16 protein-coding genes are annotated in these 14,852 nt (G+C 37.7%); 8 read left to right on the top strand and 8 right to left on the bottom strand.

The annotated features are described in order from the left end of the window. Window positions 1–54: 54 nt before the first annotated feature. Window positions 55–633 (bottom strand): adhesive domain-containing protein, encoded by a 579-nt coding sequence (locus P3G65_RS08885; RefSeq protein WP_306723677.1) that lies wholly within the window; start codon window positions 631–633, stop codon window positions 55–57. Window positions 634–940: 307 nt separating this feature from the next. On the opposite strand from P3G65_RS08885, the gene P3G65_RS08890 reads away from it, so the two are divergent. After that, window positions 941–1,120, top strand: a complete 180-nt coding sequence (locus tag P3G65_RS08890) for a 2-hydroxymuconate tautomerase (protein WP_014025285.1) — start codon at window positions 941–943, stop codon at window positions 1,118–1,120. A gap of 48 nt (window positions 1,121–1,168) precedes the next feature. Here the strand turns inward: P3G65_RS08890 and P3G65_RS08895 are convergent, their stop codons facing one another. Continuing rightward, window positions 1,169–2,458, bottom strand: coding sequence for a serine dehydratase subunit alpha family protein (locus tag P3G65_RS08895; protein WP_019291616.1), 1,290 nt, complete (start codon window positions 2,456–2,458; stop codon window positions 1,169–1,171). Between the two features lie 139 nt (window positions 2,459–2,597). Between P3G65_RS08895 and P3G65_RS08900 the strand changes: the two genes are divergently transcribed. The 5 genes from P3G65_RS08900 (at window position 2,598) to yidC (ending at window position 7,458) form a co-directional block, all read left to right on the top strand. Beyond that, on the top strand, window positions 2,598–3,296 hold the full coding sequence (locus P3G65_RS08900) for a phosphopantothenate--cysteine ligase (protein ID WP_284071162.1): 699 nt from the start codon (window positions 2,598–2,600) through the stop codon (window positions 3,294–3,296). Beyond that, window positions 3,289–3,840: a phosphopantothenoylcysteine decarboxylase gene (gene coaC, locus P3G65_RS08905; RefSeq protein WP_003134174.1), complete on the top strand. Its 552-nt coding sequence runs from the start codon at window positions 3,289–3,291 to the stop codon at window positions 3,838–3,840. Before P3G65_RS08900 ends, coaC begins: the two co-directional genes overlap by 8 nt. Before the next feature lie 4 nt (window positions 3,841–3,844). Next, window positions 3,845–4,426 carry an ECF transporter S component gene (locus tag P3G65_RS08910; protein ID WP_003134176.1) on the top strand — a complete coding sequence of 194 codons (582 nt, stop codon included), beginning with the start codon at window positions 3,845–3,847 and terminating at the stop codon, window positions 4,424–4,426. Between the two features lie 158 nt (window positions 4,427–4,584). Continuing rightward, window positions 4,585–6,297, top strand: coding sequence for a phospho-sugar mutase (locus P3G65_RS08915; protein WP_003134178.1), 1,713 nt, complete (start codon window positions 4,585–4,587; stop codon window positions 6,295–6,297). A gap of 207 nt (window positions 6,298–6,504) precedes the next feature. After that, window positions 6,505–7,458, top strand: coding sequence for a membrane protein insertase YidC (yidC, locus tag P3G65_RS08920; RefSeq protein WP_003134180.1), 954 nt, complete (start codon window positions 6,505–6,507; stop codon window positions 7,456–7,458). Window positions 7,459–7,557: 99 nt separating this feature from the next. On the opposite strand, the gene P3G65_RS08925 is transcribed toward yidC, so the two are convergent. The 4 genes from P3G65_RS08925 to fabI all read right to left on the bottom strand — a co-directional run bounded on the left by P3G65_RS08925 (window position 7,558) and on the right by fabI (window position 10,676). Beyond that, the gene (locus tag P3G65_RS08925) at window positions 7,558–8,214 is read right to left on the bottom strand and encodes a Crp/Fnr family transcriptional regulator (RefSeq protein ID WP_003134181.1); all 657 of its coding nucleotides are present in this window, start codon (window positions 8,212–8,214) and stop codon (window positions 7,558–7,560) included. Between the two features lie 8 nt (window positions 8,215–8,222). Next, the gene (locus P3G65_RS08930; RefSeq protein WP_003134182.1) at window positions 8,223–9,446 is read right to left on the bottom strand and encodes an MFS transporter; all 1,224 of its coding nucleotides are present in this window, start codon (window positions 9,444–9,446) and stop codon (window positions 8,223–8,225) included. A 54-nt stretch (window positions 9,447–9,500) separates the two neighbouring features. After that, window positions 9,501–9,704, bottom strand: a complete 204-nt coding sequence (locus P3G65_RS08935) for a hypothetical protein (RefSeq protein WP_003134184.1) — start codon at window positions 9,702–9,704, stop codon at window positions 9,501–9,503. Between the two features lie 219 nt (window positions 9,705–9,923). Next, window positions 9,924–10,676 carry an enoyl-ACP reductase FabI gene (gene fabI, locus P3G65_RS08940; protein WP_003134186.1) on the bottom strand — a complete coding sequence of 251 codons (753 nt, stop codon included), beginning with the start codon at window positions 10,674–10,676 and terminating at the stop codon, window positions 9,924–9,926. A 214-nt stretch (window positions 10,677–10,890) separates the two neighbouring features. On the opposite strand from fabI, the gene P3G65_RS08945 reads away from it, so the two are divergent. Beyond that, complete coding sequence (locus P3G65_RS08945; protein WP_284071163.1) at window positions 10,891–11,589, top strand: N-acetylmannosamine-6-phosphate 2-epimerase; 699 nt, start codon at window positions 10,891–10,893, stop codon at window positions 11,587–11,589. A 277-nt stretch (window positions 11,590–11,866) separates the two neighbouring features. Further along, entirely contained in the window at window positions 11,867–12,325 is a 459-nt protein-coding gene (gene fabZ, locus P3G65_RS08950; RefSeq protein WP_003134189.1) for a 3-hydroxyacyl-ACP dehydratase FabZ, read from the top strand. 26 nt (window positions 12,326–12,351) lie between these two features. On the opposite strand, the gene uvrB is transcribed toward fabZ, so the two are convergent. Then, on the bottom strand, window positions 12,352–14,340 hold the full coding sequence (uvrB, locus tag P3G65_RS08955) for an excinuclease ABC subunit UvrB (protein WP_284071164.1): 1,989 nt from the start codon (window positions 14,338–14,340) through the stop codon (window positions 12,352–12,354). Further along, entirely contained in the window at window positions 14,337–14,792 is a 456-nt protein-coding gene (locus P3G65_RS08960) for an RNA pyrophosphohydrolase (protein ID WP_017370530.1), read from the bottom strand. Before P3G65_RS08960 ends, uvrB begins: the two co-directional genes overlap by 4 nt. Between the last annotated feature and the right edge of the window lie 60 nt (window positions 14,793–14,852).

The raw sequence follows: 14,852 nt of genomic DNA on the forward strand, positions 1-14,852 counted from the left end.
TTTCATTTTTGTGTCTTAATAGACAGATTATAACACACAATTTTCTGTCCACTTTTATAGTATAGCTCCACCTTGATCAATGGTCATTACATTGGACAATAAATTCAAATCAGCATAGAGTCGCGAGGTATCAAACTTCAGTCCTGCTGTACTCGTCACTGTGTCAACAATACTTGTTAAACCACTCAACGTATTATTTAATGTTCCCACTAGTCCTGTTATTAGTGGAACTTTAGTCAAATCAACCGAGACATTGGTGCTTCCGGTTGCCTGTCCCGGTGTTATCGTTCCCCGTAGTTCTGGTGGAATAACAATGACTGCATATCGCGTACCAGATAAGACATTCGTAGTTACTGCAGAATTCCCTGAAATTGTAAAGTTTACATTTTGTTGTGACCCTTCTGGATAGGGGTTAGCTAGACTTGAAGTCGTGTTGTTTGAAGAGGTGGTATCCCCAAAGATTTCTACTCCTAATACCGCAGCATTGGCAACGATAGGGTTAGGGAATAGCGTATAAGCCCCAGCTACTACGACACCTGCTAGAAGTACATTTCCTGATATACCGGTTGATAATAAATGTTTTTTTATATATTGACTACTTTTTAAATAATTTTTCCATTTTTCACAATATATCCTCCTATTTTAACAATATTTATTCAACAAACATTTTTTTATTCAACTCCTCCTCTATATCTAGTTTCCCTGAAATAAGTGAAAACAAGCTATTTTATTAGTAAAATCACAAACATTAAAATGTTGTGACTTTTCCCAAAATTACATTATATGAATAATTATAAATTATAAAATTATTAAATCAAAAAAATGAGCTTGGAAAGTGTACTATTTTTTTATCCTTATGTTACCCCTATTTAAAAAGATGCTCATTTGTAAAAAAAATGATAAAATAAAAGCATATTAAACAATCCTAAGGAGGATTACTATGCCATTTGTACATGTTGAATTAGTTGAAGGACGTAGTGCTGAAGCCAAAAAAGCTTTAGCAAAAGAGATCACAGAGTCTGTGATGAAACATACTGGAGCACCTCGTGAAGCTATTTATGTCATCTATGATGAGATGGCAAAAGATAATTTTTATCCCCACGGTGAACCTAAACAATAAAGAAAAAAGCTTAGAGAGTTTTCTCTAAGCTTTTTCTTTTTCTAGATTTTATTTCTTATGCATCATAATATCTAATATGACAGGATCAGAATTCTGCATTCCGCTAGAAACATAAAGTCCTAAATCACGGATACAGTCATCTACCTCTCCTGAAACAATCCCATTTGTTGCTGGAATAACCACACCTGACTGAGCCAGCTGTACTGCACGATACATTGAGGATACAGAGCTCACTACTTTTAGTGCACAAGAAAAACCTGCACCATCACAAATCATTCCTACTGCGTCACCAATCATGTTCTTAATTGCCATCTCAGCCTTTTCTTCATCCTCTGATTCGAGATAAATTAAACCGGCTGCTGCTCCCATTGCTGCCGAATCTGTAGCACAATAAGCAGAAAGTAAAGGTAAAAATGCATGAATATAAAGAGCTGTAAGATGTGAAAGAGTTAATGCCCTAATAAGTTTTTCTTCACTTACACTCCTATTTTGCGCAAAGACACAAACAGGAACTGTAGCTGTAATTCCTTGATTTCCTGAGCCAGAATTTGTCATTGCTGCATGCTGGCAGCCTCCCATACGTGCATCTGAAGCTGCAGCTGTACAAATAACAATTTGCTCTTCAAGACTAATATCTGAAAGGCTTCTGTGGTTAAGTAACGCTTTTCCAATCCCCATCCCATAATCATTGCTTAAACCTTCTGAAGCCAAAGTCATGTTTAATTCTTGTGCTTTTATTAAAGGTAAAATATCTTCCAGATTTTGACTAATTGCAAAATCCCAGATTTCCGCAAAACTGCACTTTTTTAAAAATTCAACACTACTTGCTTCTTCATTAGATTGAAGTTTTTCTTTTTTGAAAATCACTTCTTTATTTTTTTGTATCCAATAAATGGAAGTGTGCCCCCCTGCAATTTTAACTGTAACTGTTTCACACCCTGAAGCTATGCTAACTTCAACGTACAATTTATCTGCTACAGAAGCAACTTCAGATTTCACTTGGTTTGACCGAGCAAGGCTAATAATTTCTGGAACTATATCTGGCGAGAGTTCAGAAATTACCTTCAAGCCAGCTTCAGCATTTCCTGCTAGGGCACCTGCAGCTGCAGCTACTTCTACTCCAGCTTCTTTCGTTCCAGGAACAATTACAGCCAAGGCATTTTTCATTACATTAGCGGACACCCGTATATTTATTCGATCGATATGGGGATCTTCTAAATATGTGCGGCATACTGCAGCAGCATAGGCCACAGCCACAGGCTCTGTACAACCTGTAGCGGGCTTAACACCTTCTTCTAAAACTTGTAAAAAACTATTTCTAATTTCTTCTGTCAGCATATTGCTCTCTTTTCTTTTTGACTTTTTCATTTTAAATTATAGTTCATCTCCCTAACTATTGCAACCGCTTTCTTGATTTTGTTACCTAGCGGGGTATACTCTTCTTGCATTGCGAAAAGACTTAGGTTAAAATAAAGCCATGAAGATTTTAATTACAGCAGGTGGTACCACTGAGTCCATTGATACCGTCCGCGGTATCACTAATTTCGCGACAGGTAGTTTAGGAAAATTAACTGCTGAAGAATTTTTGACACACGGACATCAGGTTATTTTGTTAGCTGGACGTTTTGCACAGCTACCCTCAAAACAAGAAAATTTAACTGTTATCCCAATTGGCGATACACAAGATTTACTAAATAATGTAGAAAGATTTCTTCCAGCAGTCGATGTTGTTGTCCACAGTATGGCAGTTTCTGATTATCGTCCTGTTTATATGACTGGGGTAGATGACTTGCCACAGCCACTTACAAAAGAACAGCTCATTCATTTCCGCCCTGAAGTACAGAAAAAAATATCCTCAAATTCTGATTACCAAATGATGCTCTTGGAAAAAACACCGAAAGTTATTTCATTTATTAAAAAATGGAAACCTGAAGTTCTTCTTTTTGGCTTTAAACTCCTTTCTGGCGTCAGTGAGGAGCACTTGCTGGAGGTTGCCCAAAGCAAACTCAAAGAAACTTCTGCTGATTTTATTATTGCAAATGATCTAGCTAATATCCAAGGAGAAAACCATCTAGCCTTCTTAGTTAGTGGTTCTGCGGATATTACTCAGCTTCAAACTAAACCACAAATTGCTCAAGTAATTGTAAAAAAAGCCGAGGAGGCTTATCATGGCTAATATAACTCTTGCTGTTACTGGCAGCATTGCAGCCTACAAAGCTGCAGATATCGTCTCGATGCTCAACAAAAAGAACCATAATGTTACTGTTTTGATGACAAAAGCAGCTACACAATTCATTACACCTTTAACTTTGCAAGTTTTATCTAAAAATAAAGTACACCTTGATATTATGGATGAAGAACATCCCGATGTTGTTAATCATATCGATATCGCAAAACACACTGATATTTTTGTTGTTGCTCCTGCCACAGCGGATACCATAAGTCGCCTTTCTCATGGTGCCGCTTCTGATATTGTAACTTCTGTAGCCCTTGCGCTACATCCAAGCAAAACCAAATATATTGCTCCTGCTATGAATACTAATATGTATGCCAATCCTTTAACGATGAAAAATATTGATATTTTAAAATCAATAGGATACAATGTTATACAACCCAAACAATCTCTCTTAGCTTGTGGAGACTTTGGTGAAGGCGCACTCGCAAATATTGATACCATTGTTGATATGCTGGATCAAGCTACTAAAATTGAGGAAATTTAAAAACATGAAAAAATCAAAAGCATCCGATATTGCCATCCTTGCAATCTTTATTGCTATCATGGTTGTCGTGCAAGTTTTGAGCCAAATCGTCTATAGCGTGTGGCCATTGCCTATTGTGCCTACACTCTTGCATATTCCTGTAATCATCGGTTCCATTGTCTTAGGTGCACGGAAAGGTGCTTTCTTAGGGCTTGTAATGGGAATTATCAGCGTTATTAATTCCACAATCCTTACTACACCTTTGAGTTACGTGTTTAGCCCACTTCAACCCATTCCTGGTACAAATCATGGTTCCCTCTGGGCTTTAGTAGTTGCTATTGTCCCTCGGATCCTCATTGGTGTATTTCCTTATTTTATCTATAAAGCCATGAAAACACGTACAGGTGCAGGTATTGCTGCTTTTGTAGGTACAGCTACAAATACAGTACTTGTCTTAAGTTTCATTACTTTATTTTTTGGTCAATACACAGGGATGACTTTCGCAGGACTTATTCAGCTGATTATTACAAGTAATTCCATTGCTGAAGTTGTTATCGCCGTCATTTTAACAGCAGCGATTGTTCCTTCTTTAGAAAAATCAAGATAAATTACAAAGCAGGCATCACATGGTCTGTTTTTTTATTTTTTGGAAAATAGAAATGAAAAATGATATAATACATCTGAAACCGAATTCATTTTTGATTAGGATTTAAAATAAACAATAACTAATTGAAGCCTTGAAAACAAGGGCTTTGGAGGATAACAATGTCATACAATGAAATTTACGAACAATGGTTAAATGCTGACTTAACGCCTGACTTGCATAAAGAATTGCTTGCAATGGACGAAAAAACAAAGGAAGATGCATTCTATACATATCTTGAGTTCGGTACAGCTGGTCAACGTGGTCTTTTAGGTGCTGGAACAAACCGTATGAATATTTACACAGTTCGCTTAACAACTGAAGGACTTGCACGTCTGATGGACAGCAAAGGTGATGCGAAAAAACGAGGTGTAGCTATTGCTTATGATAGTCGTCACTTTTCTAAAGAATTCGCTATGGAAACGGCAACGATCCTAGCAGACCATGGTATTCCAAGCTATGTCTATGACAGTCTTCGTCCCACTCCAGCCTTGAGCTTTACAATTCGTGAATTGAATACTCTCACAGGTGTTATGATTACAGCCAGCCACAATCCTGCTCCTTATAACGGCTACAAAGTTTATGGCGAAGACGGTGGTCAAATGCCACCTGAAGATGCGGCAGCCTTGACCGAATATATTCGACAAATTGACGACATTTTCTCTATCACTTTAGGTGATACGGAAAAATATATTGCGGATGGTATGATCAAAATTATCGGTGAAGATATTGATGCAAAATATCTTAAAAATATCGAAACCGTTACAATCAATCATGATTTAATTAACGAATACGGTCGTGATCTTAACATCGTTTACACACCTCTCCACGGGACTGGTGAAATGCTCGGACGTCGAGCTCTTGCCACAGCTGGTTTTGAAAAAATTGCCGTTGTAGAAGAGCAAGCTATCCCTGATCCCGACTTTTCAACTGTAAAATCACCTAACCCAGAAAGTCAAGCAGCTTTTGCTATGTCTGAAGAACTTGGCCGTAAAGTTGGAGCTGACATGCTAGTTGCTACTGACCCAGATGCCGACCGTATCGGTGTCGAAGTCCGCTTACCAGATGGAAGCTACCAACCTTTGACAGGTAACCAAATCGGCGCCGTCTTAGCTAAATATATCCTCGAAGCACACAAAACAGCTGGTACATTACCGGCTAATGCGGCTATGGCTAAATCTATCGTCTCTACTGAGTTAGTCAGTCATATTGCTGAAAGCTATAACGTGAAAATGTTTAATGTACTCACAGGGTTCAAATTCATTGGCGAAAAAATTCATGCTTGGGAAACTACAGGTGAACACACTTACATGTTTGGTTTTGAAGAAAGCTTTGGCTATCTCATCAAGCCTTTTGTCCGTGATAAAGATGCTATCCAAGCAATGCTCCTTATCTGTGAAGTTGCGGCTTACTACCGTTCTTTAGGTAAAACACTCTATGATGGTATTCAAGATATCTATGCTGAATATGGTTTCTTTGTTGAAAAGACACTTTCAGTTACGCTTGAAGGTAGTACTGGGAAAGAACAAATCGCTGAAATCATGGGTAAATTCCGTGACAATGCACCAGAAAAATTTGACGGTCTTGAAATTCTTTTGACTGAAGACTTCAAAGAACTTACTGCAACATCACACAGTGGCAAAGTTGAAAAATTAACAACTCCTCCTTCTGATGTTTTAAAATATCATTTAGAAGATGGTAGCTGGATTGCTGTTCGCCCTTCTGGTACAGAGCCTAAGATAAAATTCTATATGGCTGCTGTAGCAGATACAGAAGCACAAGCACAAAGTAAAATTGATCATTTTGAAAAAGAAATCACAACATTTATCGGATAAATTGTCCTAAAAGCTGTCTGTCACAGACAGCTTTTTTATTTATCACCAACATAATAAAAAACTCAACCTTTTTTAATCTTCAAGCAAGAAAAATAAGCTGCTGCAAACCCTTAAAATAGGTTATTTCAGACTATAGACCTATTGAAAAATAAAGCAATTTCCTGTAAAATGGTAACAGACCGTTTATTTATAGAAAGCGAATTTATTTTGAAAAATTTGAACAAAAAATTGTCCCTCTTGGGTGTAGCAAGTGCTGGTTTGCTCTTGCTCTCTGGCTGTGTCCAAACCCATATTGTTGATGGTGTGCGTGTCCCTACCGAAGCTGCAACACATGGTATGACTTACCAAATTCTTGTTAAACCAATGTCAGCCTTTGTCGATGTGTTTGCGAATAACATGAACCTTGGTTATGGTTGGGGTATCGTCTTAGTCACTCTGATTATCCGTTTCCTTATCCTTCCATTGGGACTCAACCAAGCCTATAAGTCCACTTATATGCAAGAAAAAACAGCTTACTTGGCTCCAGTGTTTGAACCACTTAATGCAAGATTGAAAGCTGCAACGACACCCGAAGAACGTATGGCTGCCCAACAAGCTTTGATGAAAGCACAAAAAGATAATGGTATCAATATGTTATCTTCATTGGGTTGTCTCCCCCTACTTATCCAATGGCCTTTCTTCATTGCCCTCTATAATGCTGCAGCCTATACTCCTGGTATTTCAACAGCAACTTTCTTTGGAATTGACCTCGGACGTTCAAGTATTGTAATCACTCTGATTGCGGGTGTTTTCTACTTCCTGCAAACTTGGATTTCAACCAAGAGTATGACACCTGAACAAAAGAAAACAGGTATGACTATGCTCATTATGAGTCCTGTGATGATTATTGTTTTCAGTTTTATGTCCCCTGCAGGTGTAGCTCTTTATTGGGCTGTTGGTGGTATCGTGATGGTTATCCAACAAATTATCATTACTTACGTTATGAAACCACGCATGCGTAAGAAAATTGATGAAGAATTTAAAAATAATCCTCCAAAAATGGCTGATCTTCCAAAAGATGTCACTCCTAAATCTGCAACACAACAAGGATTGAAAGATTTGGATGCACCACGTAAGAAGAATAATAACGGACGTAATGCTGGTAAGCAAAAGCGTAAATAATACACTCTAAAGAAGCAAGTTTATGTTGCTTCTTTTATTCTAGCCAAAAAAACCTCCAGAACCTTAAGATTCTGGAGGTTTTGAACTCTGTTCTTCACTCTAGCTGATATAGTTTTGTAAGCTGTATTGATCACAAATCATAATCTTATGCTGAACAATATCAATAATTTTTTCTTCCCGGAGTTCACGAAGTATTCTGTTAACACTGGTTCGTGTTGAGATTCCACAAAATCCTGCTATGTCTTCATTGGTTACGGGAAAATCAATTAATATCCCTTCCGCTTTTTGTTTACCAAAGCAATCAATGAAATTATATAAACACGCGCATACAGCGCCTTTTTTACCGTTTACAGTCATTTTTTGCAATGCTTCTAAGATCATGACTAATCTTTTACGATAGAAATTATCCACAATACGAAACAGCTTGATATCTTTATCAATCCATTCCCAAAAAACTTTACGTGGCACCCGATAAAAAGTTGCCTCATCCGACTCTATTCTCACATTAAAGAGAGCTGAAACTCCATCCAGTTGTTCTTCTTCAAGCAATGAAACAAAATCTGGTTCACAAACATAAGTAATATTAAATTCACGACCATTTCGCAAAATACTACTCAGTTTAACCACACCTTCTTTAAGAACATAAAGATACTCTGATTCAATGCCTTGATACATGATATAGCTGTGTTTCCTACGACTAACTACACTCACATTTTTTTCTTCTAAAAGCTCTACTACGTATTCTATGTCATTCATACCATTTTTTAAGCAACATTTGTCTGGTGTTGTTTTTTCCCATGCACAAGATAATAGATAATCCATACTATGACAACCGCTGGCGCACTGTAAAGATACAGGTTACGGAATCCAACCATACCTTTTCCAAGCATTGGAATGATAGCTCCGAGGATAATCGGACCGCCGCCAACGCCCAAATCTAAAAAGCCAAAGAAAGTTGAAGTTGCAACACCTATACGATCTTTACGTGCTTCACGAATCGCAATAGCTTGACCAAAAGGTGCAACTCCTCCATAACCGAGACCAAATGTCCCTCCAGCAATAAGCAACATGATAAAGCCAGCACCTGGACTCATGAAACCTGCTAAACCAACGAAGAGCATTGAAATTGCAAAGAAGATAAAGACAGGATGGAATACCCAATTGTCTCCTTTAGTATCAAACATGCGTCCTGTTAATGGGCGTGATAAGAAAATCAAGACAGCATATAAAGTAAAGAATAATGAACCAGCAGTCGAAATATGTAAGAAGGATGTAAATGGCCCCATTCCTGTTAAAATAGCGGAGTCAATAAATCCTGCCAAAAAGGCCACAAAAGAAATAGGTAAGGCTGATTTTTCGATGTATTTATCTAAGCCTTTTGGACTGTGAAGTAATGCTTCCTGCACTTCTTCTTCGGAGAGCTCTTTTACATGGACAAAGAATATCAAAACAAAAGTTAAAATAAGTAAGATAAGTGCCAAAGCAAGAAGCCCATTAAAACCTAACGAAGAAGAATAAATGGAAATACTTAAAGCAGGTCCCACAGCTGCAGCCAGCGTAACGGACAAAGCATAATAGCCAATCCCTTCGCCTCGTCTTGAAGCTGGAACAATATGTCCAGCAATCGTTCCTGAAGCTGTTGCTCCAATCCCAAATCCCATACCTTGAATTACACGTATAACAAAGAGTAAAGGTATATTAGTCGTTGCATAATACCCCAAGGTTAAAACTAAAAAGATAATTCCACCTACATAAAGGAGCTTTTTCATCCCAATCCGTGTTACAACGATACCGGTCCATACACGCCCTATAAGCGCCCCGATAACAAAGATACTTGATAATGATAAGCTCACTACTGTAGATTGATGGAGTTCTTCCATCGCATACGTCCCTATAGATGACGTTAAAACGTAAAAAACAATATAAAATAAAAAGCTAATAAGTGTATTAATAATGAAAGTAGCTGTAAAAAGACTTTCTTTTTTCATGATTTTTTCTATTCCTCGACTGATGTGTATCTTATGAAGATACTTTTTTATTTGTTATTTGATAAGGGAGATATTTCTTACTTCAAAAGCAAATTTTCCATTATCTGTAATCAAATAACCGTGATGATCAGTCACATATTTTACAGCTTCGGCCATGGAGTCAAATTCTTCGATTAGACTGTGGTAGTTTACTCCGCCCATAAAGTTAGGGGTCGCATCTTCTTCATATGTAGATAAACTTTTAAATTCAAATTTCATTATTAAATTTTCCTTTTCTTTATTCTCGTCAAAAATTTAGTGGCCACTTTCATTTCGACATTTTATGTACAAGAAATATAATATAAGAAAAAGCGTAACATCGCTACAACAATTTATACTGCAAAATATGAACAACATATGTTAACAACTCTTATTTGTAAAAATAAAAAAAAATACTTGATAAGGCCAAAAGCCTATCAAGTATTTCTCTGTTTTTGCTTATGTCAAGTGAACACCTTTATCCACATAAACCACATCTCCAATGACGCCTGTAGCTAAAGGACTAACGAGGAAGGCTGCGGTTTGTCCAACTTCTTCGATCGTTACTCCCTTACCGTCAGCTGTACGGCTGTTTGATTCTTTAATCAAATCTTTGTAGCCTGCAACACCAGATACCGCAAGTGTTTTGATTGCACCCGCTGAAATAGCATTAACATGAACACCAACGTGTGCCATTTCTGCTGCCAAGTAACGTACACTTGCTTCTAGAGCTGCTTTAGCAATACCCATTACATTGTAGTTAGGAATCGCACGAACAGAGCCCATATAGCTCAAAGTAACAATACCAGAGCCTTCATTGAATAAAGGTTTTGCAGCTTTTGCTACAGCAAGCAATGAGTAAGCTGAGATATCTTGTGCAAGGGCATAGCCGTCACGTGAGATATCAGATACATTACCATCAAGTTCTTCTTTTTTTGAATAAGCAATGGCATGTACCAAACCATCTATTTTGCCCACGCGGCTTTCAATAGTTGAAAATGCGCGACGGATAGATTCGTCAGATACAACATCACATTCAATAAGTAGATCTTCTGGTCCAGCAAGCTTTGCAAGCTGTTTTTCCATACGTTCATTTTGATAAGTGTAAATCAAGGTCGCCCCTTGATCTTTCATAGCTTTAGCGCAACCCCAAGCGATAGACTTGTTGTTAGCCACACCCATAATGACGATTTTTTTTCCTTCTAAAAACATATAAATAAGTCCCCTTAAAATAAAAAAATATATTTCAGAAAATATAAGTTAAAAAATATAAGTAAATAGTTTTGTATATCAAAATACTTACTACATAAAACATTGTAATGTAAAAGCCTGTAATTGTCAAGTTTCCCTCTTCAATCTAAAAGAAAACGTTTTAAAAATCCTAAATTTGATGATACAATAAAATTAAGAATGAAAGAGAGGTTTTATGAATAAGCAAGAATTTATTGAAAAAGTCCGCGGTGGACTGATTGTTTCCTGTCAAGCGTTGCCAGGCGAACCACTTTATTCTATTGATGGTGGAATTATGCCTCTTATCGCTTTAGGTGTCCAAAATGCGGGCGCTGTAGGTATTCGAGCAAATTCTGTACGAGACATTGAAGAAATTAAAGAGGTTGTTGATGTGCCCATTATCGGCCTCATCAAACGTGATTATCCTCCACAAGAACCCTATATTACTGCAACTATGCAGGAAGTTGATGAGTTAGCTAGCCTTAATATCGCCGTAATTGCCCTAGATTGTACACTGCGTGAACGTCATGATGGTTTAAGTATGGCAGATTTTGTTCATCAGGTGAAGGAAAAATATCGTCATCAATTGCTAATGGCAGATATTGATACTTTTGCTGCTGGAAAAGCGGCCTATGAAGCTGGTTGTGACTTTGTCGGAACCACACTTTCTGGTTATACTGAGGCAACAAAAGAACGACCTCAACCTGATATTGAGCTTATTCAGTCACTCTTGGACAGCAATATTCCAGTGATTGCTGAAGGTGGTATCCATATTCCCGAACAGGCTAAAAAAATTCAGGAACTTGGTGTGCTCGCTCAAGTTGTTGGTGGAGCAATTACACGTCCTCATGAGATTACTGCCCGCTTTATCAAAGCTATAAAGCAAGCTGAATAAAAAAATCTCTCAAACCAAGGGTGGCTGAGAGATAGAGCTTATGTTAAAGTAATCTTTACTCAAATAGTATAGCACTAGTGTCTTCAATTTTTCTAGTAATAAACATCTAAGTTTAATATTCTAAAAATTTGCCATGCTTGGCTCTAGTTATACCTCTATCGAATTTCTCCATGGTCTATAGTAGCAATCCAAGGAGCATTTTAATGTTTTTATACATAAAACAATAAAAATAGTGATATAATGAGATAGTACAAATAAAATATGAGGTACTATTAATATGACAAATTCAAAGTATGCCATGACAGCGACAGAAGTTATGGAAGTTATTCCTAACCGTTATCCTATTATGTTTATCGATTATGTTGACGAAATCTCAGAAAATAAGATTCTTGCAACAAAAAACGTTACAATTAACGAAGAAGTTTTTAATGGGCATTTCCCTGGCAACCCAACTTTCCCAGGCGTTTTGATTTTGGAAAGTTTAGCTCAAGCCGGTTCAATCTTGATTCTTAAAAAAGAAGAATTCCAAGGAAAAATGGCCTATATTGGTGGCATCGACAAAGCTAAATTCCGTCAAAAAGTTGTTCCTGGTGATGTAATGAAACTCGAATTTGAAATCACTAAATTCCGTGGCAAAGTAGGTAAGGCTGATGCTGCCGCATATGTTGATGGCAAGAAAGTAACAACTTGTGAGTTTACCTTCATCGTGGATGAAGCCGCTGAACAAGAAAAATAAAAAAAGAGCAGGTGCTCTTTTTTTATTTAATCTAAAGCCTTAATTTCCAAAATCATGTCTCGTAACTGCGCAGCTGATTCAAAGTCAAGCGCTCCTGCAGCTTCGGCCATTTCTTTCTCCAGCTTTTTAAGTAATGCTTTACGTTCTTTTTTCGTCATTGCTTCAGCCGAAACTTCTTCAACTTCTCCGCTTTCGGTACGTTTCGTAATGGAAATCAGATCACGAATTTCTTTCTTAATGGTTTGTGGCACAATCCCATGTTTTTCATTATATGCCATTTGAATTTTACGACGACGACTCGTTTCATCCATTGCACGTTGCATAGACTGTGTAATATTATCACCATACATGATGACACGTCCATTAGAATTACGTGCAGCACGTCCGATGGTTTGAATCAAGCCACGCTCATTACGTAAGAAGCCTTCCTTATCCGCATCCAAAATAGCAACCAGAGAAACTTCTGGCACATCAATCCCCTCACGTAAAAGATTAATACCGACTAATACATCAAAAACACCCAACCTCAAGTCACGAATAATTTCTGTTCGCTCCAAAGTTTTGATATCACTGTGCATGTACTTAACTTTTACACCCATTTCTTTGAAATAGGAAGTTAAATCTTCAGCCATCTTTTTCGTCAAGGTTGTTACAAAAACACGTTCATCTTTTTCAACACGCGCATTGATTTCTCCTAAGAGATCGTCAATTTGCCCCATCATTGGCCGAACTTCCACGATAGGATCAAGAAGACCTGTAGGACGTATAATTTGCTCCACGATTGTCTCTGTTTGCTCTATTTCATAGTCACCAGGTGTGGCAGAAACATAGACAATTTGATGCACATGACTTTCAAACTCTTCCCGACGAAGCGGACGGTTATCCAAGGCTGAAGGCAGACGGAAACCATAATTGACCAGCATATCTTTACGCGCCCGGTCACCATTATACATTCCCTTTACTTGTCCCATCGTCATGTGGCTTTCGTCAATCATAATCATGAAATCATCAGGGAAGAAATCAAGTAAAGTGAAAGGTGGTTCCCCTTCGGTACGGCCGTCCATATGACGCGAGTAGTTTTCGACACCATTACAATAGCCCATCTCACGTAGCATTTCAATATCGTAGTTGGTTCTTTGTTCCAAACGTTGCGCTTCAAGGAGTTTCCCTTCAATACGGAAGACCTTTAATTGCTGTTGAAGTTCTGCTTCAATCTTGGCAATGGACTCTTCCATACGGTCGTCATTAGTCATAAAGTGAGTAGCCGGGAATATAGCAAGATGGTCTACTTCGCCTAAAACTTGTCCTGTCAGGGCTTCTATTTCACGGATCCGGTCAATTTCATCACCAAAAAATTCAACACGAAAAGCATGCTCATCTCGTGATGCTGGGAATACTTCCACAACATCACCACGTACACGAAAACGACCACGTTGAAAATCGATATCATTACGTTCAAACTGGATGCCCACTAAATCGTTGAGTAATTTATCACGAGAAATTTCCAGTCCAGGACGTAAGCTGACGACGCTATCTTGATATTCCTTAGGAGAACCCAAACCATAAATACATGAAACAGAAGCAACGACAATGACATCATTGCGCTCTAAAAGGGAACTTGTTGCACTATGACGCAGTTTATCAATCTCATCATTGACAGAACTGTCTTTTTCAATATAAGTATCTGAAGAAGGCACATAAGCTTCAGGTTGGTAATAATCATAGTAACTGACAAAATATTCGACAGCATTATTAGGGAAAAACTCTTTGAATTCACTGTAAAGCTGACCCGCAAGTGTCTTATTATGTGCCATAACTAAGGTAGGTTTATTTGTCCGCGCAATAACTTGGCTCATGGTATATGTTTTACCTGTACCAGTAGCTCCTCGTAAAATTTGCGCTTTTTCACCATTTTCAATATTTTCTACAAGCGTCTCAATAGCTTGTCCTTGATCTCCAGCTGGCTCATACTTGCTGACCAGATCAAATTTATTATCTGTTATACGTTCTATCATTTTATTTCCTTAAATTCTTTTTTAAAATAAGTGAGGGCCTTTCGGTATACGTCGGCTTTGAAACTAAATGCATTAAAATCAATATCTGCAAAAGGCACAGCCTTATAGCTGATAAACTCAGGATGACCAGTTTTTACATTTATAGAAGCCTCGGGATAAAGTCGGATAAGAAAATACTGTTGCTCTTGTCCATCATAGCTCCAATCAGGAAAAGTCATACCTTCTGGAAAATCATACCGTAATAGTTCTGGATATTTCCCTATAATTTCAAAATCTTGCGTACCAATCTCTTCTTCAAGTTCTCTTACCACGGCTTGTTCAGGGGTTTCACTTGTCTCAATTCCTCCTTGTGGGAAACCCCAAATTTGTGGCAAATCTGCACGTTGAAAGAGTAAAATTTCATTTTCTGCATTCAAAATGATTGCTGCTGTATTTTTTCTATAAGTTTTCATTTCTGCCCCCTTATAAACCTTCTCTTTAATCAATTTTAACATTTTTGACTGAAAATTTAT

Origin of the sequence: Lactococcus sp. bn62, assembly GCF_029492705.2 — a bacterium.
In the GTDB taxonomy this organism is placed as follows: Bacteria; Bacillota; Bacilli; order Lactobacillales; family Streptococcaceae; genus Lactococcus; species Lactococcus petauri.

Bases quoted from the DNA above. Each gene is read 5' to 3' on its own strand.
- P3G65_RS08890 (WP_014025285.1), top strand. From the start codon at position 941: ATGCCATTTGTACATGTTGAATTAGTTGAAGGACGTAGTGCTGAAGCC.
- P3G65_RS08935 (WP_003134184.1), bottom strand. From the start codon at position 9,704: ATGAAATTTGAATTTAAAAGTTTATCTACATATGAAGAAGATGCGACC.
- P3G65_RS08960 (WP_017370530.1), bottom strand. From the start codon at position 14,792: ATGAAAACTTATAGAAAAAATACAGCAGCAATCATTTTGAATGCAGAA.
- uvrB (WP_284071164.1), bottom strand. From the start codon at position 14,340: ATGATAGAACGTATAACAGATAATAAATTTGATCTGGTCAGCAAGTAT.
- P3G65_RS08900 (WP_284071162.1), top strand. From the start codon at position 2,598: ATGAAGATTTTAATTACAGCAGGTGGTACCACTGAGTCCATTGATACC.
- coaC (WP_003134174.1), top strand. From the start codon at position 3,289: ATGGCTAATATAACTCTTGCTGTTACTGGCAGCATTGCAGCCTACAAA.
- P3G65_RS08930 (WP_003134182.1), bottom strand. From the start codon at position 9,446: ATGAAAAAAGAAAGTCTTTTTACAGCTACTTTCATTATTAATACACTT.
- fabZ (WP_003134189.1), top strand. From the start codon at position 11,867: ATGACAAATTCAAAGTATGCCATGACAGCGACAGAAGTTATGGAAGTT.
- P3G65_RS08915 (WP_003134178.1), top strand. From the start codon at position 4,585: ATGTCATACAATGAAATTTACGAACAATGGTTAAATGCTGACTTAACG.
- fabI (WP_003134186.1), bottom strand. From the start codon at position 10,676: ATGTTTTTAGAAGGAAAAAAAATCGTCATTATGGGTGTGGCTAACAAC.
- P3G65_RS08910 (WP_003134176.1), top strand. From the start codon at position 3,845: ATGAAAAAATCAAAAGCATCCGATATTGCCATCCTTGCAATCTTTATT.
- P3G65_RS08895 (WP_019291616.1), bottom strand. From the start codon at position 2,458: ATGCTGACAGAAGAAATTAGAAATAGTTTTTTACAAGTTTTAGAAGAA.
- P3G65_RS08945 (WP_284071163.1), top strand. From the start codon at position 10,891: ATGAATAAGCAAGAATTTATTGAAAAAGTCCGCGGTGGACTGATTGTT.
- P3G65_RS08925 (WP_003134181.1), bottom strand. From the start codon at position 8,214: ATGAATGACATAGAATACGTAGTAGAGCTTTTAGAAGAAAAAAATGTG.